Genomic DNA, 22,153 nt, shown 5'->3' with positions numbered 1-22,153 from the left:
GCGCGGGGGCCTTCGTACGTCTGGCGCCGCTGCGCGACTAGGCGGCGGGCAGACCCGCCAGCTGCGCCTGGATCCGGGCGATGTCCGCCTCGGCCTTGGCCAGACGGCCCTTGATCTTGTCCACGACGTTGTCCGGCGCCTTGGCGATGAACGCCTCGTTCGCCAGCTTCGCCTCGGCCTGCTGCTTCTCCTTCTCGGCGGCGCCCAGGTCCTTCGTCAGGCGCTTGCGCTCGGCCTCGACGTCGATGGTGCCCGACAGGTCAAGGGCCACCGTCGCACCGCCGACCGGGAGGGTCGCGGAGGCGCTGAAGGCGTCGCCCTCAGGCTGGAGGCGGAGCACCTGGCGGATGGCCGCCTCGTGCGCGGCGAGCGCCGTACCGGACAGGTCCAGGCGGGCCGGAACCTTCTGCTTGTCGTCGAGGCCCTGCTCCTTGCGGAAGCGGCGGACCTCGCGGACCAGGTTCTGGACGCCCTCGATCTCGGCCTCGGCGGCCTCGTCGCGGAAACCGCCCGGCGCGTCAGTGCCAGGAACGGACACAGCCTTCGGCCAGTCGGCGATCACCAGGGACTCGCCGCCGGTCAGAGTGGTCCACAGCGTCTCGGTGACGAACGGGACCACCGGGTGCAGCAGGCGCAGCATCACGTCGATGACCTCGCCGAGGACCCGGCTGGAGACCTTCGCCTGCTCGCCGCCCGCGAAGAAGGTCGTCTTCGACAGCTCGACGTACCAGTCGAAGACCTCGTCCCACGCGAAGTGGTAGAGCGCCTCGCTGAGCTTGGAGAACTGGAAGTCCTCGTAGTAGCCGTCGACCTGCGCGACCGTCTTGTTCAGACGGGAGAGGATCCAGCGGTCGGTGGCCGACAGCTGCTCGGCCGGCGGCAGCTCGCCCTCGATCGTGGCGCCGTTCATCAGCGCGAAGCGCGTGGCGTTCCAGATCTTGTTGGCGAACTTGCTGGACGCCTGGACCCAGTCCTCGCCGATCGGCACGTCGGTGCCGGGGTTGGCGCCCTTGGCCAGGGTGAAGCGGACGGCGTCGGAGCCGTACTTGTCCATCCAGTCGAGCGGGTCGACGACGTTGCCGAAGGACTTCGACATCTTCTTGCCGCGCTCGTCGCGGACCAGGCCGGTCAGCGCGATCGTCTTGAAGGGGACCTCGCCGTCCATGGCGTACAGGCCGAACATCATCATCCGGGCGACCCAGAAGAAGATGATGTCGTGGCCGGTGACCAGGACGTCGGTGGAGTAGAACTTCGCCAGGTCCGGGGTCTTCTCCGGCCAGCCCAGTGTGGAGAACGGCCACAGGCCGGAGGAGAACCAGGTGTCCAGGACGTCGGTGTCCTGGGTCCAGCCCTCGCCGGCGGGCGCCTCCTCGTCGGGGCCGACGCAGACGACCTCGCCGTCCGGGCCGTACCAGACCGGGATGCGGTGGCCCCACCACAGCTGGCGCGAGATGCACCAGTCGTTGAGGTTGTCGACCCAGTCGAAGTACCGCTTCTCCATCTCCACGGGGTGGATCGCGACCCGGCCGTCGCGGACGGCGTCACCGGCGGCCTTGGCCAGCGTCTCGACCTTGACCCACCACTGGAGCGACAGGCGGGGCTCGACGGTGGTGCTGCAGCGCGAGCAGTGCCCGACGGAGTGCAGGTAGGGGCGCTTCTCGGCGACGATCCGGCCCTGCTCGCGCAGCGCGCCGACGACCGCGGAACGGGCCTCGAAGCGGTCCAGGCCGAGGAAGGGGCCGTGGACGGTGATGACGCCGTGCTCGTCCATGATCGTCATATTGGGCAGGTTGTGGCGCTGCCCGATGGCGAAGTCGTTCGGGTCGTGCGCCGGCGTCACCTTGACGCAGCCGGTGCCGAACTCCGGGTCGACGTGCGCGTCCGCGACGACCGGGATGGAGCGGTCGGTGAGCGGCAGCTTGATGAGCCGGCCGACGAGGTGCTTGTAGCGCTCGTCGTCGGGGTGGACGGCGATGGCGGTGTCACCGAGCATCGTCTCGGCGCGGGTGGTGGCGACGACGAGGCTGTCCTCGCCCTCGCCGTACCGGATGGAGACGAGCTCGCCCGCGTCCTCCTGGTACTCCACCTCGATGTCGGAGATGGCCGTCAGGCAGCGGGGGCACCAGTTGATGATGCGCTCGGCGCGGTAGATCAGCTCGTCGTCGTAGAGCTTCTTGAAGATGGTCTGGACGGCCTTCGACAGGCCCTCGTCCATGGTGAAGCGCTCGCGCGACCAGTCGACGCCGTCGCCGAGGCGGCGCATCTGGCCGAGGATCTTGCCGCCGTACTCTTCCTTCCACTGCCAGACGCGCTCGACGAACTCCTCGCGGCCCAGGTCGTGGCGGGACTTGCCCTCCTCGGCGAGCTGCTGCTCGACCTTGTTCTGGGTGGCGATGCCGGCGTGGTCCATGCCGGGCAGCCACAGGGACTCGAAGCCCTGCATGCGCTTGCGGCGGGTCAGGGCGTCCATGAGGGTGTGCTGGAAGGCGTGGCCCAGGTGGAGCGAGCCGGTGACGTTCGGCGGCGGGATGACGATGGTGTACGCGGGCTTCTCGCTCGCGGCGTCGGCCGTGAAGTAGCCACGCTCTACCCAGCGCTCGTAGAGCTTCCCCTCTACCTCGGCCGGCGCGTACTGGGTCGGCAGTTCGGAGTTGGGGGCACTGGGTGTCTGCGTGTTCTCGGTCACGGGCACAGTTTAGAGGCGTGCCGGTCCAGTATTGAAACCGTTGACGTGCCGCCCGGCCGACCGGGCCGGCTTCCTGCTTCACCGCGCGGCGCCGGAGCTCTCGTCCCGGTCCTACCCGCGCTCCACGAGGCGTTTGACCTGTCCGCCCGTCCGGCGGCCAGGGTGTTGATCGCTGCGTTCTCGTCACGGTCGTGGAGCGAGCCACAGGCCGCACAGGTCCATGCGCGGACGTGCAGCGGCTTGGGCCCGTCGCGGTGCCCGCACGTGGAACACGTCTGGGAGGTCGGCACGAAGCGGCCGACCCTCCCGAAGTGGCGGCCGTGCTTGGCCGCCTTGTACTCCAGCATGCGCAGGAAGGCCCCCCAGCCGGCATCGTGCACCGACTTGGCGAGCCCGGTCCGGCCGAGGGCGTGCACCGCGAGGTCTTCCACGTACACCGCTTGGTTGTCGCGGACGATCCGTGTGGACGTCTTGTGGTGCCAGTCCCTGCGCCGGTCGGCGACCTTGGCGTGCTGGCGAGCGAGCTTGGTCCGGGCCTTCGCCCGGTTGCTCGAACCGTCCGCTTTCCGTGACAGCTCCCGCTGGAGCCTCTTCAGCTTCTTCTCCGCCCTCCGCAGGAAACGGGGAGAGGAGATCTTCGAACCGTCGGACAGGACCGCGAACGTGGTGAGACCGAGATCGATCCCCACCTCGGCGCCCACCTCGGCAAGGCCGTCCGGCCGCACGGCGACGACGAAGCTGGCGAAGTAGCGCCCGGCCGCGTCCTTGATGACCGTCAAGGACGTCGGGGCAGCCGGCAGCGGCCGCGACCACCTGACCTTCAGGTCTCCGACCTTCGCAACGTACAGCCGGCCGTCGTCTCGCAGGACGAACGCGTTGGTGTTGAGGCGGATGCCCTGCCGGGGGTCCTTCTTCGGCTTGAAGCGCGGGGGGCCGTGTCTGCGCCCCTTCCTGCCGTCCTTCAACGACGCGAAGAAGTTCCGGAAGGCGGTGTCCAGGTCCCTCAGTGACTGCTGGAGCACCACGGCGGAGACGTCCCCCAGCCAGCGGCGTTCCTCCGTCCGCTTGGCCCGGGTGATGAAGGCCTTCGACAGCTCGGACGAGGACACGTACGGCATGCCCGCCGCATGCGCGTCCTTGCGGGCTCGCAGGCAGTCGTTCCACACCACGCGTGCACAACCGAACGCCTGCGCCAGCGCCGAGCGCTGGTCGGCGTCGGGGTACACCCGGTAGTTGTAGCGAAGCCGCACGTTCCGCTCCCTAGGGAGCGACCGTGCACCTTCGGCGCACATGACCGCAACTGTCCGGAAAGGATCCGCTCGGGCAACTTGTTGTCACCATGGCGGTAACAGTCCGGCACTGAACCACACCCCGAGGTCCTTCCCGCCCCGGCCTTCCGCCAGGATGTGTGAAACGGATAAGCACACCTCACAGGGGGACGCGGGATGAGTTTCAATCAGCCGGGGCCTTACGGCCAGCAGCCGCAGCAGCCAGGTCCCTACGGGCAGCAGCCCCCGCAGCAGCCGAACCCGTACGGCCAGCAGCCCCAGCAGCAGCCCGGCTACGGCTACCCCCAGCAGCCCCCCGCCCCGTCCTACCCGCAGCAGCCCGCGCAGCCGTCCTACCCCCAGCAGCCGGCGCAGCCGTCCTACCCCCAGCAGCCGGCGCCCCCGGCCTACCCCCAGCAGGGCGGCTACCAGACGCCTCCCCCGCCCCCGCCGGCCCCGCAGCCCGCGTACGGCTACCAGCAGCCGCAGCAGCAGCCCCAGACGCCCGCGTACGTCCCCCCGCCGCCGGCACCCCCGAAGAAGTCGAAGGCCGTCCCGGTCATCGCGGGCGTCGTGGCCGTCGCCGTGATCGCGGGCGGCGCCTGGTGGTTCCTGGGCTCCGGCGGCTCGGTCTCGGACGAGACGAAGGGCTACAAGCTGGTCGCCCCGGAGTCGGTGGGCGAGTTCCAGAAGGACCCGAAGTACCAGCCCAAGCAGCTCAGCGACGCCGACAAGCAGCAGGTCGAGGCCGCGGGCATCAAGAACCCCACCCAGGTGGGGATGGACTACTTCGTCGGCGACCCGAAGAACCCGCTCACGTTCAAGGGCCTCACCTTCAGCGGCTACTACGGCGAGATCGCCGACCCGGAGAAGACCGTCGACGGGGCCTTCGCCATGGTGCAGGCGAAGATCGCCAAGGACGGCAAGTCGGACGCCCAGTTCATCGGCAGCCCCAAGGAGTTCACTCCCGACGGGTTCGAGGGCGCCATCATGAAGTGCCAGGAGTTCAAGGCCACTTCGAAGGACCCGAACACCAAGGGCCCCAAGGAGATCACGGTTCCGGTGTGCGTCTGGGCCGACTACAGCACCATGGCGACGGTCACCGCCAGCGACGCCGCCGCCATCCTCGCGAGCAAGCCGGGCTACACCCTGGAGCAGGACTCCGACCTGACCTCGAAGCTCTACAAGACCGCCCGCGCCAAGAAGTGACCGCACGGCAGGTACGCGGAAGGGGCGCCCCCGGTCGGGAGCGCCCCTTCTCGTACGTCCTTGCCGCTACGCCGACTTCTCGTGCGGGCCCTGGTCCTTCGGGACGATGCGGGGGACCAGCGTCGGGTTGACGTTGGAGCGGACCACGTCGGCGGTGATGACCACGCGGGCCACGTCCTTGCGGGACGGGACCTCGTACATCACCGACATCAGGACCTCTTCCATGATGGCGCGCAGGCCGCGCGCGCCCGTCTGGCGGAGGATCGCCTGGTCCGCGATGGCCTCCAGGGCCTCGCGCTCGAAGTCCAGCTCGACGCCGTCGAGTTCGAACAGCCGCTGGTACTGCTTCACCAGCGCGTTGCGCGGCTCCACCAGGATCTGGAGGAGCGCCTCGCGGTCCAGGTTGTGCACCGAGGTGATGACGGGCAGACGGCCGATGAACTCCGGGATCATCCCGAACTTCACCAGGTCCTCCGGCATGACCTCCTGGAACTGGTCGCTCGCCTCGATCTCGCGCTTCGAGCGGATCGTCGCCCCGAAGCCGATGCCCTTGGCGCCCGCGCGCGACTCGATGATCTTCTCCAGGCCGGCGAAGGCGCCGCCCACGATGAAGAGCACGTTCGTCGTGTCGATCTGGATGAACTCCTGGTGCGGGTGCTTGCGGCCGCCCTGCGGGGGCACCGAAGCGGTCGTGCCTTCCAGGATCTTGAGGAGGGCCTGCTGGACGCCTTCCCCGCTCACGTCGCGCGTGATCGACGGGTTCTCGCTCTTGCGGGCGACCTTGTCGATCTCGTCGATGTAGATGATCCCCGTCTCGGCCTTCTTGACGTCGTAGTCGGCCGCCTGGATCAGCTTGAGCAGGATGTTCTCGACGTCCTCGCCCACGTACCCCGCCTCCGTCAGCGCCGTCGCGTCGGCGATGGCGAACGGGACGTTGAGCATGCGGGCCAGGGTCTGGGCCAGCAGGGTCTTGCCGGAGCCCGTGGGGCCCAGCAGGAGGATGTTGGACTTCGCGAGCTCGATCGCGTCGTCACGGCCCTGCGCGCCGCCGTTCTCGCCGGCCTGGACGCGCTTGTAGTGGTTGTAGACCGCTACCGAGAGCGCCTTCTTCGCCGGCTCCTGGCCGACGACGTAGCTCTCCAGGAACTCGTAGATCTCACGGGGCTTGGGGAGTTCCTCCCACCGGACCTCGGAGGTCTCCGCGAGTTCCTCTTCGATGATCTCGTTGCAGAGGTCGATGCACTCGTCGCAGATGTACACACCGGGTCCTGCGATGAGCTTCTTCACCTGCTTCTGGCTCTTTCCGCAGAACGAGCACTTGAGCAGGTCGCCGCCGTCACCGATGCGTGCCACGAGGTGCTTCCCCTTCGCCTGGGAGACGCTTTGGTTCAGCGCTCCTGGTGCCTCATATCCGACGGTACCTTGCCGGGGGCCCCGTTCGGGGCCCCCTTGACGCGGTTCACATCGCGGAATCCCGCGGTGCGGCCGCGCCGGTGGCGGCAAGGATCAGGCCGCGTTCATCTTGCGGGTCGAGACGATCTGGTCGATCAGCCCGTACGCCAGCGCGTCCTCGGCCGTGAGGATCTTGTCGCGCTCGATGTCGTCGCGGATCTTCTCGATCGGCGTCGACGAGTGCTTGGCCAGCATGCTCTCCAGCTGGTCGCGCATGCGCAGGATCTCGTTGGCCGCGATCTCCAGGTCGGAGAGCTGCTCGCGGCCGGTGCCGCCGGAGGGCTGGTGGATCAGCACGCGGGCGTTCGGGAGGGCCATGCGCTTGCCGGGGGTACCGGCGGCGAGCAGGACCGCGGCGGCGGAGGCCGCCTGGCCCATGCAGACCGTCTGGATGTCCGGCTTCACGAACTGCATCGTGTCGTAGATCGCCGTGAGGGCGGTGAAGGAACCGCCCGGGCTGTTGATGTAGATCGAGATGTCGCGGTCCGGGTCCATCGACTCCAGGCACAGCAGCTGCGCCATGACGTCGTTGGCGGAGGCGTCGTCGATCTGCACGCCGAGGAAGATCACGCGCTCCTCGAAGAGCTTCGCGTACGGGTCGTACTCGCGCACGCCCTGCGAGGTGCGCTCGACGAAGCGCGGGATCACGTACCGGTTGTCGACCTGAGGGCCGGAGTAGAGGCCGCTCGCGGAGAAGTTGTTCTGCATCTGGGTGTTCACCGTCCTGGTGGCGTTCTGCGGGCTGTGGGTGCCTGGCGCGGGCGGGCGGGGCGCACGGGTCCTCGTACGGGACGCCGGGCGCCGGCCGGGGATCAGGCCCCGGTGCCGCCGCCGCCCGGAGCGAGGGACGCGGCCGCGATGATGTCGTCGATCAGGCCGTACGCCTTGGCCTCCTCGGCGGTGAACCAGCGGTCGCGGTCACCGTCGCGGATGATCGCCTCGACGGTCTGGCCCGAGTGGTGCGCGGTGATCTCGGCCATGCGCTGCTTGGTGCGCAGCAGGTACTGGGCCTGGATCTTGATGTCCGACGCGGTGCCGCCGATGCCGGCGGAGCCCTGGTGCATCAGGATGTCGGTGTTCGGGAGGGCGAAGCGCTTGCCCGGGGTGCCGCCGGTGAGCAGGAACTGGCCCATGGAGGCGGCCATGCCCATGCCGATGGTGACGACGTCGTTCGGGATGAACTGCATGGTGTCGTAGACCGCCATGCCGGCCGTCACCGAGCCACCGGGGCTGTTGATGTACAGGTAGATGTCCTTCTCCGGCTCCGCGGCCAGGAGGAGGAGCTGCGCCGTGATCTTGTTCGCGATGTCGTCGTCGACCTGCTGCCCGAGGAAGATGATGCGTTCGCCGAGCAGCCGGTTGTAGACATGGTCGCCGAGGCCGCCACCGATGGACGGCTCACCCGCGGCGTAAGGCTTCAGATTCGTCACGTATCCACCTGCTCGTCTCCGACGGCCACATGCCGTCTCAGCGTCTCGTTCTGGGGCGCGGACCTACCGGGGGGCGATGCCCGCCGGCTTCGGGTACTCCCGTGCCCTCGTATTCATGGACCCTAACGCGCAGGTCGGACAACGCCATCCCGCTTCCCGAACTGTTCGCTCGGAGCGCAAGGTCCCGGGGGCCCCGCGGGGACAAGCGGAAGGGCCCGTACGCGGCTGCGTACGGGCCCTTCGGGGCACTGCTCAGGGGGCTCCGCGAGGGCGCCTCCCGGGGGTGTTACTTGGCCTCGGCGTCACCCTCGACGGCGGCCTCGACGACCTCGGCGGCCGTCTCGGTCTCGTCCTCGTCGTCGGAGAGGTCGACGACCTCACCCTTGGTGTCGACGACCTTGGCGGCCTCGACGACGACCGCGAGGGCCTTGCCGCGGGCGACCTCGCCGACCAGCATCGGGACCTGGCCGCCCTCGACGACGGCCTGGGCGAACTGGTCGGGGGACATGCCGGAGGACTGCGCGCGGCGCATGAGGTGCTCGGTGAGCTCCTCCTGGTTGACGCCCAGCTTCTCCTTGTTGACCAGCGCGTCGAGGACGAACTGGGTCTTGATGCCCTTGACGGCCTGCTCGGAGGTCTCGGCGTCGAACTCCTCGACCGTCTTGCCCTGGATCTCGAGGAACTTCTCGAGGTCCAGGCCCATCTGGCCGAGCTGGTGGTGCTCCAGGTTGTGCTTGCGGGTCTGGACCTCGTCCGCGAGGAGCTTCTCGGGGATCGGGACCTCGACGAGCTCCAGCAGCTTCTCCAGGACGCGCTCCTGGGCCTGCGTGGCCTGGTCGTACTGCTTCATGTTCTCGAGGCGCTTGCGGCTGTCGGCCTTCAGCTCGTCGAGGGTGTCGAACTCGCTCGCCATCTGCGCGAACTCGTCGTCCAGCTCCGGCAGCTCGCGGGCGGAGACCTTGGTGACCTTGACGGTGACCTCGGCGTCCTTGCCCTCGGCGGAGCCGCCCTTCAGCTGCGAGGTGAAGGTGGCCTCGCCACCGGCCTCCAGGCCCTTGACGGCCTCGTCGATGCCGTCGAGGAGCTCGCCGGAACCGATGGTGTAGGACACGTCGGTGGCGACGCCGTCCGCGAGGACCTCGCCGTCGACCTTGGCCTCGAGGTCGATGGTGACGACGTCACCCTCGGCGGCGGCGCGCTCGACGTCCTTGGTGGACGCGAAGCGGCCGCGCAGCTGCTCGACCGACTTCTCGACGTCCTCGTCCGAGACCTCGACCGCGTCGACCTCGACCTCGATGCCGGAGTAGTCCGGGATCTCGATCTCGGGGCGGACGTCCACCTCGGCGGTGAAGGCCAGCAGCTCGCCGTCCTTCAGCTCGGTGATGTCGACCTCGGGCTGGCCCAGCGGGTTCAGGTCGGCCTCGTTGACGGCCTCGGTGTAGAACTTCGGGAGGGCGTCGTTGACGGCCTCCTCCAGCACCGCACCGCGGCCGAAGCGCTGGTCGATGACGCGGGCAGGGATCTTGCCCTTGCGGAAGCCCTTCACCGTGACCTGCTGGTTGATCTTCTTGTACGCCGCGTCGAGGCTGTCCTTGAGCTCCTCGAAGGGCACCTCGACAGTGAGCCGAACCCGAGTCGGGTTCAGGGTCTCCACGGCGCTCTTCACGGTTCGGTCTCCTTGTGGCTGACTGCTGGGGGTTCTGCCGGAACGCTGCGATTCAGCGGTCTCGGCGGATTCGGCCCGGTACATCAGACACACGGGCACGCAGCTTGCATAGTAACCGCAAGCGGCAATCAGCCCACAACGCGATCTTGGCGAATGATCGGTGGCGCGGGCGGTACTGAGTGGTCGGGGTGGCCGGATTCGAACCGACGACCTTCCGCTCCCAAAGCGGACGCGCTACCAAGCTGCGCCACACCCCGTCGGTGCGACACGTAGGGTACATGCCCGGAGACCCTCCGACGCCCCCGGTTTTCCCGGGCGGGCGCACGCGCGTGCGGGGCGGGCCGGACACGGAGGGAAATGCGGTGTGCACTCCCACCGCGCGACCCGCTAGGATGATGTCCGTGCCGCGGTCCTCGGACCTGCGGCGCGCGTGTTGCGGGTGTAGCTCAATGGTAGAGCACTAGTCTTCCAAACTAGCTACGCGGGTTCGATTCCCGTCACCCGCTCTTCATGGCGAGGGGCCAGGCCGGAGACGTTCTCCAGGACCTGGCCCCTCGCCGTTTCCGCTTCAGGGCTCCCGCTTCAGAGCTTGATGCCCGCGATGGTGTCCGCGAGGGAGTTCAGGAAGCGGTTCACGTCCGGGGCGATGGAGCTGGACGCGAGGAAGAACCCGAAGAGGACCGCGACGATCGCGGGGCCCGCCTTGATGTGGTTGCCGCGGATCAGGATCACCAGGATGACCGCCAACAGAACCACCACTGACAGCGAAATGGCCACTACTGATCACACCTTCGGTCGTCCCCTGGCCGGCCCGGCGCGCGCGGCGTTGCGCGCCCCACATGCACCATCCTCCCACCAACCGGCCCCGGGTATCCGCCCCGTGACGAATAGCCATCGGGTCTTTCCCGCCAAGGGGGCGCGGACCGGGGACATTTCGGGCGTCAGGGTGCGGTGATGCCGAGGAGCGAGCGGACGTGGGCGTACTTGGCGGTCAGCCGGTCGCGGGTGGGCGCGTCCAGTACGGACAGCCGTACGGGGTCCGCGTTGTGCGCTATGTCGGCCTCCTTCACGAGGAGGGCTCCGGGGGTCGCGAGGATGCGGGCGGCGTACTCCCCGACCGGTTCCCCGGGGCGTTTGGTGAGGGCCAGGACCATGTCCTTGACCTCCTGCGGGAGGGCGGCGGCCGCGAGCTGCTCCGGGCTGAGGGCGTCGTCCTCCACCGAGTCGTGGAGCCAGGCGGCGGCCTGTTGGGCGGGACTGCCGCCGCGCAGGCGGACGCCCTCGGCGACGGCCGCCAGGTGCTCGGCGTAGGGGCGTCCGGCCTTGTCGGTCTGGCCCTCGTGCGCGGAGCGGGCGAGGGCCTCCACCTCGGCGAGGGTCAGGGGGCGGTCGTTCGTCATGCGATCTCCTTCGCTGCCGCGCGCAGGGCCTCGGCGGCCCGGTCCACGTCCGCGGGGGTGGTGCGCCAGTTGGAGAACGCGGCGCGCAGGCCGGCGGTTCCCCCGAGGACGGTGGGGGTGACGAAGACGTCGGCGGCGACGGCCTCGCGCAGGGCGGTCAGCCGCTCGGGGTCGGGGTCTGCGGCGAGGGTGAAGCAGACGACGTTGAGGCGGACCGGGGCGAGCAGCCGGAACGCGGGGTCGCGGTCGAGGCGTTCGCCGAGGGCGCGGGCGCAGGCGATGTCCCGTTCGACGATCTCGCGGTGGCCCTCGCGGCCGTAGGCGCGCAGGGTGAACCAGGCGGCGAGGGCCCGCAGCCGGTGGGAGTTCTCGGGGGTGAGGTGGACGAGGTCGGGGTCGGGGCCGAGGGGGCCGAGGTAGGCGGCGGCGTTGGCGAAGACCCGGGACTGGAGGTCGCGGCGGCGGGTGAACTGGACGGCGCTGTCGTAGGGGACGTTGAGCCACTTGTGCAGGTCGACGCAGACGGAGTCGGAGGCGTCGAGGCCGGCGACGAGGTGGGCGTGCTCGGGTGTGAGCGCGGCGAAGGCGCCGAAGGCGGCGTCGGTGTGGAGCCAGAAGTCGTGGCGTTCCCTCAGGGCGGCGACGGCCCGCAGGTCGTCGAAGTCGACGGTGTTGACGGTGCCGGCGTTGGCGACGACGACCGCCGGGCCGGTGGTGTCGGCGAGGGCCCGGTCGAGGGCGGCGGGGTCGACGGCCTCCCGGCCGGGGAGGGTGGGCACGGGTACGAGGGCGGCGCGGCCGAGGCCGAGGACGGACAGGGCCTTGGCGATGGAGGAGTGCGGGGCGCCGGAGAGCACGCGGACGGACCCGAGGGCGGCGACGCCCTCATCGGCCGGGGAGACGCCGAGGCGTTCGCCGAGCCACTCGCGGGCGATGGCGAGGCCGGCGGTGTTGGACATGGTGGCGCCGCTGACGAAGGTGCCGGTGTGGGCGTCGGAGAGGCCGAAGAGTTCGCGGAGCCAGCCGGTGGTCTCGCGTTCGAGGTGCTGGCCGGCGCCGTCCATGGCGGAGTTGGAGTTCTGGTCGTGGGCGGCGGTGAGCCAGTCCCCGGCGAGGGCGGCGGGGGTGGCGCCGCCGGTGACGAAGCCGAGGTAGCGAGGTCCGGCGGAGGCGGAGAGCCGGGGCTCCCAGCGGGCCCGGAACTCGGCGAGGGCCGCCTCCGTGCCGGTGCCGCGCTCGGGGAGCGGTGTCGGCCGCGGGGCGTCCTGGGGCGGTACGACGGGGCGGTCGTCGAGGGCCGCGAGGGCCTCTGCGGCGGCCCGGCGGGTGGCGTCGAGGAGCTCGGGGAGACGGGCGAGGTCGGCGGCGAGGATGCGGTGCATGGGCGGCACGCTAGACCCCGCCGGGGGCTGGGGGGCGGGCCAATCCGCGCCAATTGGCCCGGGCGGCAGGGGCGCGGGCCGTTGCCGTGGCCCGGCGGGGTGGGGGGCCGCTGCCGTTGCCGTGGCCCGGCGGGGTCCGGGTGGGCCGCTGCCGTGGCCCGGCGGGGTCCGGGGCGCCGGGGCGTTGCCGCTGCGCGGGGCGAGGTCCCCTACCCGCCCTTCGCCCGTTCCCCGGGCTGCGCCCGGACCCCTTGCGGGGGCTCCGCCCCCGCACCCCCGCGCCTCAAACGCCGGCGAGGCTGGAGGGTGCCGGCGGGGGCTGGGATTCGCGCAGCGAATCTCCAGCCCGCGCGGCGTTTGAGCGCACCGGGCGCGGAGCGGCCGGTATCGGGGTCAGGGGCGGAGCCCCTGGGAACGGTGGAAGGGGGGGGTAGGGGACCCCGGCCCCGCGCAGCGGCCCACCCAGCCGCACACGACCACCGGCACCAGCCACCCGAACCGACCCCGCACCGCATCCGCCGGACGGAGGCCGGCGCAGCGGCGCGAAGCCCGGGAAGCGCGCCAGCGCTGAGCGGCGCGAGCGGCGCGTCAAGGAGAGTACGGACGGAGGCCGGCGCAGCGGCGCGAAGCCCGGGAGGCGCCCCGGCGCCGAGCCGCGCGAGCGGCGCGGCAAAAGAGGGAGCGCGGCGCGTCAAGAAGGAGCGCCCTCAGGCCGCCGTGTACGACGGGGTCGGGCGGGCGGCGAGGGCGGTCATGCGGGTGGCGATCGTGGCGGCGGGGGTGCGGGGGAGGCGGTCCGCGATGAGGCCGTCGGCGAGGAAGAGGACCTGGTCGGCGTGGGCGGCGGCGACCGGGTCGTGGGTGACCATGACGACGGTGGCGCCGAGGGAGTCCACGCCGTCACGCAGCAGACCGAGCACCTCCGCGGCGGTGGTGGTGTCGAGGGCGCCGGTCGGCTCGTCGGCGAAGACCACGTCGGGCCGGGTGACCAGGGCCCGGGCGATGGCGACCCGCTGCTGCTGTCCGCCGGACAGCTCGGCGGGGCGGCGCCGGCCCTTGCCGTCGAGGCCGACCCGGGCGAGCAGCTCGGCGGCCCGCGCCCGGTCCTGGCGGCCGCCGCCGAGGCTCATGGGGAGCAGGACGTTCTGCTCGACGGTGAGCGAGGGCAGCAGGTTGAAGGCCTGGAAGACGAAGCCGAGGCGGCTGCGGCGCAGCTCGGTGAGCTCGTTCTCGTTCATGGTGGTGATCTCGGTGCCGCCGAGCCGGACGGAGCCCTCGGTGGGGACGTCGAGTCCGGCGGCGCACTGGAGGAAGGTGGACTTGCCGGAGCCGGAGGGGCCCATCACGGCGGTGAAGCTGCCGCGCGGCAGGGTGAGGTCGATGCCGCGCAGGGCGTGCACGGTGGCGGCGCCGCGTCCGTAGACGCGCCGTACGCCGCTCAGCTCCACGGCGGGTCCGGTCCTCGCGTCGTCCCGCCTGGTCCGCCTCAGCCCCATGGTGTGCCGCCTTCCGTACCGGTGTCCGTTGGTGTCCCCGACGCTACGGAGGGGCGTGGGGCGGTGGCCATGGAGCGGCCCGGCGGACGGCCGGTGGGGTAAACCCCACCCCGGGGTGTCAGGGCGAGCGGCGGATGAGGAGGAGGGCGCGGTCGTCGTTGACGTCCTTGGCGACCTTCTCGATGAGGTGCCAGGCGGCGCCGTCCCAGCCGGCGGCGACGTAGCGGTCGGCTTCGCCGGTGAGCCGGTCCATGCCTTCGCTGATCTCGCGTTCGGCGGTTTCGACGAGGCCGTCGGTGAAGAGCATGAGGACGTCGCCGCGCCGCAGGTTGCCGCGGGCGGGTTCGAACTCGGCGCCGTCGTAGACGCCGAGCAGCGGGCCCTCGCCGGCGATCTCCTGCCAGCGGCCGGTGCCGGCGGAGAGCTGGAGGGCGGGGAGGTGTCCGGCGGACAGCAGCTCGTAGTCGCCGGTCTCCAGGTCGAGGACGAGGTGGATGGAGGTGGCGAAGCCCTCGTCCCAGTCCTGGCGGAGCAGGTAGCCGTTGGCGGCGGGGAGGAAGTCCTGGGGCGGGAGGGCGCCGAGGAGGCCGCCGAAGGCCCCGGAGAGGAGGAGGGCGCGGGAGCCCGCCTCCATGCCCTTGCCGGAGACGTCGGTGAGGACGACTTCGAGGGTGCGGCCGCCGTTGGTGCGGGCGGCGACGACGAAGTCGCCGGAGAAGGACTGGCCGCCGGCCGGGCGCAGGGCCATCTCGCGGTGCCAGCCGCGGGGCAGGGCGGGCAGCTTGCTCTGGACGCGGATGCGTTCGCGCAGGTCGAAGAGCATGGTGCCGCCGCGTCTCCAGGGCACGCCGACGCGGCTGCGGAACTGGGCGATGACCAGTCCGAAGAATCCGCAGGCGGCCACGACGAGGACGGTTCCGGGGGTGACCCGGGCGGGGCCCTGGGTATAGGGGCCGAGGACGAGGGCCTCGACGATCAGGGCGGCCGCTGTGGCGGCGTACAGCCCGAGGAGGCTGGCGGGGCGCAGCAGGAGGCCGCCCGCGACGATGGGCAGGACCAGGGCCGCCGGGGAGAACCAGACGGGCATCAGGAGCGTGCCGCAGGCTATGGCGGGGACGGTGAGGAGGAGGCCGGCGAAGGCGAGCCAGTCGGAGGCGTCGCCGCGGAAGTAGTCGACGGCGGATTTGCGCAGGGCTGTGCGTGCCCGGTGCGAAAACATGCGCATCCGGGCCATGAACGTCTCCACGCGTGCTCCGGCCATTGCTTCGGGACCATATCCATCCTGGCTGTGACTGCGCAGGGGGACCCCCGGACCAATGGCACTTCGCGGGGCGAAAACCCTTCGACTCCGGCGGATCGGCCGAGTGAGGATGACCGCATGGCTCTTGAGATGCGGGTTTTGAAGCAGAATGAGTGGGATGTCTGGTTCGATCATCTGGAACTGGCGTTCGGCGGTGTGACCGAACCCGCACCGAGCCGGGAGCTCTTCCGGTCGCTCACGGAGCCGGACCGCTCCCTCGGTGTCTGGGACGGCGAGGACTGCGTCGGCTCGGCCTCTGCCTTCGGCTTCCGCCTCTCGGTGCCGGGCGGGGCCCTGGTTCCGGCGTCGGGGGTGACCATGGTCGGTGTCGCGCCGACCCATCGCAGGCGCGGGGTGCTCACGTCGCTGATGCGCCGCCAATTGGACGACATCCGTACGGGTGAGGAGCCGATCGCCGTGCTGACGGCCTCGGAGCCGGAGATCTACGGCCGCTTCGGCTACGGCACCGCCGCGTACTCCCTGGCCGTCGACATCGACACCACCCGCGTACGCCTCTCCGTGCCGCCGGGGACGGACGGGGTGCGGCTGCGGCTCGTGGACCCGGAGAAGTCCCTCGCGGACTGCGAGCGGGTCTACGCCGGGCTGGTCGCGGACCGGCCGGGGATGCTCGCGCGGCAGCCGGGCTGGGAGCGGGAGGCGCTGGTGGACGTGCCGGAGCTGCGGGACGGGTCCTCGCCGCTGAAGTGCGTGGTGGCCGAGGACCCGGACGGCGGGGTGACCGGGTACGCGCGCTACCGGGTCAAGCCGGACTGGGAGCTGACCGGCTCGGACGGCAAGGTCGAGGTCGCCGAGGTGCACGCGCCGGACCCGGCGGTGTACGCGGCGCTGTGGCGGTACCTCTTCGAGATCGACCTGACCTGGCACGTACGGGCGTACCGGCGGCCGGTCGACGACGCTCTGCTGCACCTCGTGAGCGACGTCCGGCGGTGCCGGGTCCGGCAGCGGGACGCGCTGCACCTGCGGCTGGTCGACCTGCCGGCGGCGCTGGAGGCGCGGGCGTACGGGGCGGCGGTGGACGTGGTGCTGGAGGTGGAGGACGCGTTCTGTCCGTGGAACGCGGGGCGGTGGCGGCTGACGACCGCCGGCGGTGACGGGGCGGTGCGGTGCGTCCGGTCGCAGGACCCCGCGGACCTGGCGCTGTCGGTGCGGGAGCTGGGCTCGGCGTACCTGGGCGGGGTCACGCTGACCTCGCTGGCGGCGGCCGGACGGGTGCGCGAGCTGCGGGCGGGCGCCCTGCGGGAGGCCTCGCGGGCCTTCACCGCCGACGCGGCCCCTTGGCTGCCGCACAACTTCTAGCCCCTGCCTCCGGGGGCGGTCCGGGTGCGGGTGGGTGGGCCGCTGCGCGGGGCCGGGGTCCCCCACCCTCCCCCAGACTCCGTCCGGGGGGACCCCCACTTCCACCGTTCCCAGAGGCTCCGCGCAGCGGGCCCCGGGACTCATGCGCGGCTAGCGCTGTTGGCAGGTCGGGCACCAGAAGAGGTTGCGGGCGGCGAGGTCGGCGGTGCGGATCTCGCCGGCGCAGATGTGGCAGGGCATGTTCGCCCGCCGGTAGACGTACACCTCGCCGCCGTGGTCGTCCACCCTCGGCGGGCGGCCCATCGCCTCGGGGAGGTGCTCGTCGCGGACGGTGTCGATGCGGTTCCTGCGGACGCCCTCGCGCATCAGCTCCGCCAGGTCGGCCCACATCGCGTCCCATTCGGCGCGGGTGAGGTCCCGGCCGAGCCGGTAGGGGTCGATGCCGTGCCGGAAGAGGACCTCGGCCCGGTAGACGTTGCCTACGCCCGCGACGACCTTCTGGTCCATCAGCAGGGCGGCGATCGTGGTCCGGCTGCGGGAGATCCGGGTCCAGGCGCGGCCGGGGTCGTCGGCGGGGCGCAGCGGGTCGGGGCCGAGGCGGTCGTGTATCGCCTTCTTCTCGCCCTCGCCGATCAGCGCGCAGGCCGTGGGTCCGCGCAGGTCGGCGTAGTGGTCCTCGTTCAGCAGGCGCAGCCGGACCGTGTCGGTGGCCGGCGGGGCCGGGGCGGGGCCGAAGCCGAGCTTGCCGAAGAGGCCGAGGTGGATGTGGATCCAGGCGTCGCCCAGCTCCAGGAAGAGGTGCTTGCCGTGTGCCTCGGCGCTCTCCAGCTCCCGCCCGTCGAGCAGGGCCGCGCTCGCGGCGAAGCGGCCCTGGGGGCTGCTCACCCGTACCGGGCGGGCGGCGAAGCGCTCGGCGTGGTCCTGGGCGAGGCGGTGGATCGTATGCCCCTCGGGCACGGCGGCGCTCCTCGTTGCGAACGGGGGTGCCGCCGGACGGGGGCGTCCGGCGGCACGGCGTACTACTGGTCCTGCGGGTGGTGGGCCGGGATCGGGGGGAGCTCGCCGGTGGTCTCGTACGTGGAGAGCATGTCGATGCGGCGCGTGTGGCGCTCCTCGTCGGAGTACGGGGTCGCGAGGAAGGCCTCGATGAAGCTGGTGGCGTCTTCCTGGCTGTGCATGCGGCCGCCGACGGAGATGACGTTGGCGTTGTTGTGCTCGCGGCCGAGCTTCGCGGTCTCCACGCTCCAGGCGAGGATGGCGCGGACGCCCTTGACCTTGTTGGCGGCGATCTGCTCGCCGTTGCCGGAGCCGCCGATCACGATGCCGAGGCTGTCGGCGTCCGCGGCGGTCTTCTCCGCGGCGCGGAGGCAGAACGGCGGGTAGTCGTCGACGGCGTCGTAGATGTGGGGCCCGCAGTCGACGGGCTCGTGGCCGTTGTTCTTGAGCCAGTCCACGAGGTGGTTCTTGAGCTCAAAGCCTGCATGGTCGGATCCGAGATACACGCGCATGGGTCGAGTGTGGCATGCGCGGCCTCCGGCGACCGCAGAGGGGTGTCGCATAAATCACTTCTAAACCTCAAGTAAACCCAAAGAACGCAGACGGGAGGGGTCAGGACCTTGGTCCCGCGTTGGGGGCCTTAGGTAACTATCGGAAGAAGGTCTTCCGTACTGGCCGGAAATCGGGTTTGAATGCCGGAACTCTCCACCCGAGAACCTAAGGATTCGTCCATGAGCACGACGACGACCCTTCAGAAGGCAGGCGGCCCCGGCGAACCCGGTTCCTCCCAGCCCTCCGACGGTCTCAAGGCCGGTCTCAAGAACCGCCACCTCTCCATGATCGCCATCGGCGGTGTCATCGGCGCCGGACTCTTCGTCGGCTCCGGCGGCGGCATCGCCAAGGCCGGCCCCGCCATCCTGATCTCGTACGCCCTCGTCGGCGCGATGGTCGTCTTCGTGATGCGGATGCTGGGCGAGATGGCCGCCGCGAGCCCGAACTCCGGCTCCTTCTCCGCCTACGCGGACCGCGCGCTGGGCCGCTGGGCCGGCTTCTCCATCGGCTGGCTGTACTGGTTCTTCTGGGTCGTCGTCCTGGCCGTCGAGGCCACCGCCGGCGCCGTCATCCTGGAAAGCTGGATCCCGGCCATCCCGCAGTGGGGCTGGTCCCTGATCGTCATGGCCGTCCTGACCGCCACCAACCTCGGCTCGGTCGCCTCCTACGGCGAGTTCGAGTTCTGGTTCGCGGGCATCAAGGTCGTCGCCATCGGCGCGTTCGTCATCGTCGGCATGCTCGCCGTCTTCGGCGTCCTGCCCGGCTCGGACAACCCGGGCGCCGGCTTCGCGCACCTCACCGACGCCGGCGGGTTCATGCCCAACGGCTGGGGCTCGGTCCTCACCGGTGTGCTGATGGTCGTCTTCTCCTTCATGGGCAGTGAGATCGTCACCCTGGCCGCCGGCGAGTCCGAGGACCCGCGCCGCGCCGTCACCAAGGCCACGAACTCGGTCATCTGGCGCATCGGCGTCTTCTACCTGGGCTCGATCTTCGTCGTCCTGACCCTGCTGCCGTGGAACGACAAGTCGATCGTCGACAAGGGCTCGTACGTCGCGGCCCTCGACTCGATCGGCATCCCGGCCGCCGGCCAGATCATGAACGTGATCGTCCTGACCGCCGTGCTGTCCTGCCTGAACTCGGGCCTCTACACCGCCTCCCGCATGGCGTTCTCGCTGGGCGAGCGCGGTGACGCGCCCAAGTCCTTCGCGAAGGTCAACAAGCGCGGCGTGCCGATGGCGGCCATCCTCGGCTCCACGGTCTTCGGCTTCGTCGCCGTCATCTTCAACTACACCAACCCGGACACCGTCTTCAGCTTCCTGCTGAACTCCTCCGGTGCGATCGCGCTCTTCGTCTGGCTGGTCATCTGCCTGACCCAGCTGCGCATGCGCAAGATCCTCGTCGCCGAGGCGCCGGAGAAGCTGACGGTGAAGATGTGGCTCTTCCCGTACCTGACCTGGGCCACCGCCGCGATGATCACCTTCGTCCTGGGCTACATGCTCTATGACGACGGCAACCGCGAGACGGTGCTGTACTCCCTGCTCGTCGCCGCCGTCGTGATCGTGGTCGGCGTGGTGCGCGACTCGCGCCGCAAGGGCGAGCTCGCCGCCGGGGCCGGTGCCGAGGTCGCGGCCGACGTCGCGGTCGACGCCTCGGCCGACCTCTCCTGAGCGACCCCCGCACACGGCAGCAGCCCCGGACCGCGAGCGCGCGGTCCGGGGCTGCTGCCGTACGGGTGCGGGGCTCAGCCGCGGCGGCCGGCCAGCTTCCACGCGGCCGGGAGCGCGCCCATGGCGAGCGCGGCCTTGAGGGCGTCGCCGATCAGGAACGGGGTCAGGCCCGCCGCGACGGCCGCGCCGAGCGACATGCCGGTGGCGGCCATCAGGTACGGCACGCCCACCGCGTAGATCACGGCCGAGCCCAGCACCATCGTGCCGGCCGTGCGCAGCACCGAGCGGTCGGCGCCGCGGCGCGCGAGGGCGCCGACGACGGTGGCGGCCAGCAGCATGCCGAGCACGTAGCCGAAGGAGGCCCCGGCCGCGCCGGAGCCGCCGCCCGCGAACCACGGCACGCCGGCCATGCCGACCAGGGTGTACAGCGCCAGCGACAGGAAGCCGCGGCGGGCGCCGAAGGCCGTGCCGACGAGCAGCGCCGCGAAGGTCTGCCCGGTGACCGGGACCGGCGAGCCGGGGACCGGTACGGAGAGCTGCGCGGCCAGGCCGGTGAGCGCGGCTCCGCCGACGACGAGGGCGGCGTCCCTGACGCGGCTCGCGGGCAGCAGGTCGGCGAGGACGGCGCCGGGCCGGAAGGAGACGGAAGCGGTGCTCATCGAAGGCTCCGGAAGGTGGTGTGGTCGGGCGGGACACCGCGACGTTAGCCGTCGTCATACGGCCGGCCCATCCACTGACCGGGACAAAGCCATACTGTCCGGTTTGGTGGAGACCGCACAAAGGTGCAGCCTTACACCCGAGTTGAAGTGATCCCGATCACGGGCCGCATTCGACGACACATCCTTTTTGCTCCCGGGGGTTCACTCCAGCCAGACTGTAGGTTCCCGCCAATCCCCCCGGATACCCCTGCGTCGCTTGCCTACCGAGAGTACGAATCTGCTCATGCGCGAAGATCTGTCCGTCACCGGGAGCGAACTGCCCCCGGAACCCCTCAGCCACAGCCTCAAGCAGCGTCACCTGACCATGCTGGGCCTCGGCGGCGTGATCGGGGCCGGCCTGTTCGTCGGCTCCGGCGCCGGCATCGGGATCGCCGGCCCCGCGATCATCTGCTCGTACCTGCTGGCCGGCGTGCTCGCCATGCTGGTGATGCGGATGCTCGGCGAGATGTCCGCCGCGATGCCCGCCTCCGGCTCCTTCTCCGTGTACGCGGAGAAGGCCCTCGGGCGCTGGGCCGGCTTCTCGGCCGGCTGGCTGTACTGGTTCCTGCTGGTGGTGGTGCTGGCCGTGGAGGCGACCGGCGCCGCGAACATCGCCCACGGGTGGGTGCCCGCGGTCGACCAGTGGCTGTGGGTGCTGATCTTCATGGTGGTCTTCACCCTCAGCAACCTGGCCGCCGTCCGGAACTTCGGCGAGTTCGAGTTCTGGTTCGCCGCCCTCAAGGTCGGCGCCATCGTGCTGTTCCTGATCCTGGGCACCCTGGCGGTCTTCGGCCTGCTCCCCGACACCGAGCCGGTGGGGATGGCCAACCTGACCGGGCAGGGCGGCTTCTTCCCGGCCGGCTTCGGAGGGGTGATCGCCGGCATGCTCGCGGTGATCTTCGCCTTCGGCGGCCTGGAGGTCGTCACCATCGCGGCCGCCGAGTCGGACGACCCGGCCAGGTCCGTGTCCCGCGCGGTGCGCAGCGCGGTGTGGCGCATCCTCTTCTTCTACGTCGGCTCGATGCTGGTCATCGTGACCCTGCTGCCGTGGGACTCGCTGAAGCCGGGTGAGAGCCCGTACGTCGCCGTGCTGGACTCCATCGGGATCCCGGCGGCCGGCCAGATCATGAACATCGTGGTGTTCGTGGCGCTGCTGTCGGCGCTGAACGCCAACCTGTACGGCTCCTCGCGCATGGTGTTCTCGCTGGCCGAGCGGGGCGAGGCGCCGAAGTCGCTGCTGAAGGTGTCGGGCAGCGGGGTGCCGACGCGGGCGGTGCTGGCCTCGGTGGCGTTCGGGTTCGTGTCGGTGGTGCTGAACCTGCTGTGGCCGGACACGGTGTTCCTCTACATGCTCAACGCGGTCGGCGCGGTGCTGCTGTTCGTGTGGGCGCTGATCGCGGTCTCGCAGCTGCGGCTGCGGCCGCGGCTGGAGCGGGACATGCCGGAGCGGCTGACGCTGCCGATGTGGGCGTTCCCGTACCTGACGTGGGCCGCGCTGGCGGGGATGGCGGCGGTGCTGGTGCTGATGCTGTTCGACGACTCGGCGCGGCCGCAGCTGCTGTGGTCCTCGGGCGCGGCGGCCGCGGTGCTGCTCGTGGCCTGGTACCGGGAGGTGCGGGACCGGCGGTCCTGAC

The 22,153-nt window shown here is 70.8% G+C and carries 18 protein-coding genes and 2 tRNA genes; 5 read left to right on the top strand and 15 right to left on the bottom strand.

Annotated elements, in window-relative coordinates; translation table 11 throughout:
- Nucleotides 1–37 precede the first annotated feature (37 nt).
- Both OG553_RS22415 and OG553_RS22410 read right to left on the bottom strand, forming a co-directional pair.
- On the bottom strand, nt 38–2,686 hold the full coding sequence (locus OG553_RS22415; RefSeq protein ID WP_405980695.1) for a valine--tRNA ligase: 2,649 nt from the start codon (nt 2,684–2,686) through the stop codon (nt 38–40).
- Nucleotides 2,683–3,936, bottom strand: coding sequence for an RNA-guided endonuclease InsQ/TnpB family protein (locus OG553_RS22410; protein WP_405980694.1), 1,254 nt, complete (start codon nt 3,934–3,936; stop codon nt 2,683–2,685). The genes OG553_RS22415 and OG553_RS22410 overlap by 4 nt, the downstream gene beginning before the upstream one ends.
- A 195-nt stretch (nt 3,937–4,131) precedes the next feature.
- Here OG553_RS22410 and OG553_RS22405 point away from each other — a divergent pair, with 195 nt between their 5' ends.
- A complete protein-coding gene (locus tag OG553_RS22405; protein ID WP_405980693.1) occupies nt 4,132–5,163 on the top strand; it encodes a hypothetical protein in 1,032 nt (343 codons plus the stop codon).
- A 66-nt stretch (nt 5,164–5,229) separates the two neighbouring features.
- Here the strand turns inward: OG553_RS22405 and clpX are convergent, their stop codons facing one another.
- The 5 genes from clpX to OG553_RS22380 form a co-directional block, all read right to left on the bottom strand.
- Nucleotides 5,230–6,516, bottom strand: coding sequence for an ATP-dependent Clp protease ATP-binding subunit ClpX (clpX, locus tag OG553_RS22400; RefSeq protein WP_007264060.1), 1,287 nt, complete (start codon nt 6,514–6,516; stop codon nt 5,230–5,232).
- Nucleotides 6,517–6,669: 153 nt separating this feature from the next.
- Nucleotides 6,670–7,323, bottom strand: a complete 654-nt coding sequence (locus OG553_RS22395; protein WP_405983107.1) for an ATP-dependent Clp protease proteolytic subunit — start codon at nt 7,321–7,323, stop codon at nt 6,670–6,672.
- Nucleotides 7,324–7,427: 104 nt separating this feature from the next.
- Nucleotides 7,428–8,045: an ATP-dependent Clp protease proteolytic subunit gene (locus OG553_RS22390; protein ID WP_405980692.1), complete on the bottom strand. Its 618-nt coding sequence runs from the start codon at nt 8,043–8,045 to the stop codon at nt 7,428–7,430.
- Between the two features lie 286 nt (nt 8,046–8,331).
- A complete protein-coding gene (tig, locus tag OG553_RS22385) occupies nt 8,332–9,711 on the bottom strand; it encodes a trigger factor (protein ID WP_405980691.1) in 1,380 nt (459 codons plus the stop codon).
- 180 nt (nt 9,712–9,891) lie between these two features.
- Nucleotides 9,892–9,968, bottom strand: a tRNA-Pro gene (locus tag OG553_RS22380).
- Between the two features lie 178 nt (nt 9,969–10,146).
- On the opposite strand from OG553_RS22380, the gene OG553_RS22375 reads away from it, so the two are divergent.
- Nucleotides 10,147–10,217: transfer RNA gene (locus OG553_RS22375), tRNA-Gly, on the top strand.
- Nucleotides 10,218–10,293: 76 nt separating this feature from the next.
- Here the strand turns inward: OG553_RS22375 and OG553_RS22370 are convergent.
- From OG553_RS22370 to OG553_RS22350, 5 genes are all read right to left on the bottom strand, one after another.
- Nucleotides 10,294–10,488 (bottom strand): hypothetical protein, encoded by a 195-nt coding sequence (locus OG553_RS22370; RefSeq protein WP_385761390.1) that lies wholly within the window; start codon nt 10,486–10,488, stop codon nt 10,294–10,296.
- 164 nt (nt 10,489–10,652) lie between these two features.
- Nucleotides 10,653–11,111, bottom strand: a complete 459-nt coding sequence (locus OG553_RS22365; protein ID WP_405980690.1) for an HD domain-containing protein — start codon at nt 11,109–11,111, stop codon at nt 10,653–10,655.
- On the bottom strand, nt 11,108–12,493 hold the full coding sequence (locus OG553_RS22360) for a pyridoxal phosphate-dependent decarboxylase family protein (RefSeq protein ID WP_405980689.1): 1,386 nt from the start codon (nt 12,491–12,493) through the stop codon (nt 11,108–11,110). Before OG553_RS22360 ends, OG553_RS22365 begins: the two co-directional genes overlap by 4 nt.
- A gap of 707 nt (nt 12,494–13,200) precedes the next feature.
- Nucleotides 13,201–13,989 carry an ABC transporter ATP-binding protein gene (locus OG553_RS22355; protein ID WP_405980688.1) on the bottom strand — a complete coding sequence of 263 codons (789 nt, stop codon included), beginning with the start codon at nt 13,987–13,989 and terminating at the stop codon, nt 13,201–13,203.
- A 118-nt stretch (nt 13,990–14,107) separates the two neighbouring features.
- A complete protein-coding gene (locus OG553_RS22350; RefSeq protein ID WP_405980687.1) occupies nt 14,108–15,250 on the bottom strand; it encodes a PP2C family protein-serine/threonine phosphatase in 1,143 nt (380 codons plus the stop codon).
- 117 nt (nt 15,251–15,367) lie between these two features.
- Between OG553_RS22350 and OG553_RS22345 the strand changes: the two genes are divergently transcribed.
- Nucleotides 15,368–16,606, top strand: a complete 1,239-nt coding sequence (locus OG553_RS22345) for a GNAT family N-acetyltransferase (RefSeq protein WP_405980686.1) — start codon at nt 15,368–15,370, stop codon at nt 16,604–16,606.
- Between the two features lie 150 nt (nt 16,607–16,756).
- Here OG553_RS22345 and OG553_RS22340 read toward each other — a convergent pair whose 3' ends face one another.
- Together OG553_RS22340 and OG553_RS22335 are read right to left on the bottom strand one after the other, a co-directional pair.
- Entirely contained in the window at nt 16,757–17,563 is an 807-nt protein-coding gene (locus OG553_RS22340; protein WP_405980685.1) for an Fpg/Nei family DNA glycosylase, read from the bottom strand.
- A gap of 62 nt (nt 17,564–17,625) precedes the next feature.
- Nucleotides 17,626–18,114 carry a ribose-5-phosphate isomerase gene (locus OG553_RS22335; RefSeq protein WP_405980684.1) on the bottom strand — a complete coding sequence of 163 codons (489 nt, stop codon included), beginning with the start codon at nt 18,112–18,114 and terminating at the stop codon, nt 17,626–17,628.
- A gap of 219 nt (nt 18,115–18,333) precedes the next feature.
- Between OG553_RS22335 and OG553_RS22330 the strand changes: the two genes are divergently transcribed.
- Entirely contained in the window at nt 18,334–19,821 is a 1,488-nt protein-coding gene (locus tag OG553_RS22330; protein ID WP_405980683.1) for an amino acid permease, read from the top strand.
- Nucleotides 19,822–19,895: 74 nt separating this feature from the next.
- Here the strand turns inward: OG553_RS22330 and OG553_RS22325 are convergent, their stop codons facing one another.
- On the bottom strand, nt 19,896–20,480 hold the full coding sequence (locus OG553_RS22325; protein WP_405980682.1) for a biotin transporter BioY: 585 nt from the start codon (nt 20,478–20,480) through the stop codon (nt 19,896–19,898).
- A 283-nt stretch (nt 20,481–20,763) separates the two neighbouring features.
- Here OG553_RS22325 and OG553_RS22320 point away from each other — a divergent pair, with 283 nt between their 5' ends.
- The gene (locus tag OG553_RS22320) at nt 20,764–22,152 is read left to right on the top strand and encodes an amino acid permease (protein ID WP_405980681.1); all 1,389 of its coding nucleotides are present in this window, start codon (nt 20,764–20,766) and stop codon (nt 22,150–22,152) included.
- Nucleotide 22,153 lies beyond the last annotated feature (1 nt).

This window comes from Streptomyces sp. NBC_00158 (assembly GCF_045160885.1).
In the GTDB taxonomy this organism is placed as follows: domain Bacteria; phylum Actinomycetota; class Actinomycetes; order Streptomycetales; family Streptomycetaceae; genus Streptomyces.
The sequence above is the reverse complement of the archived record's forward strand: the minus strand, read 5'-3'. Positions and strand labels throughout refer to the sequence as shown.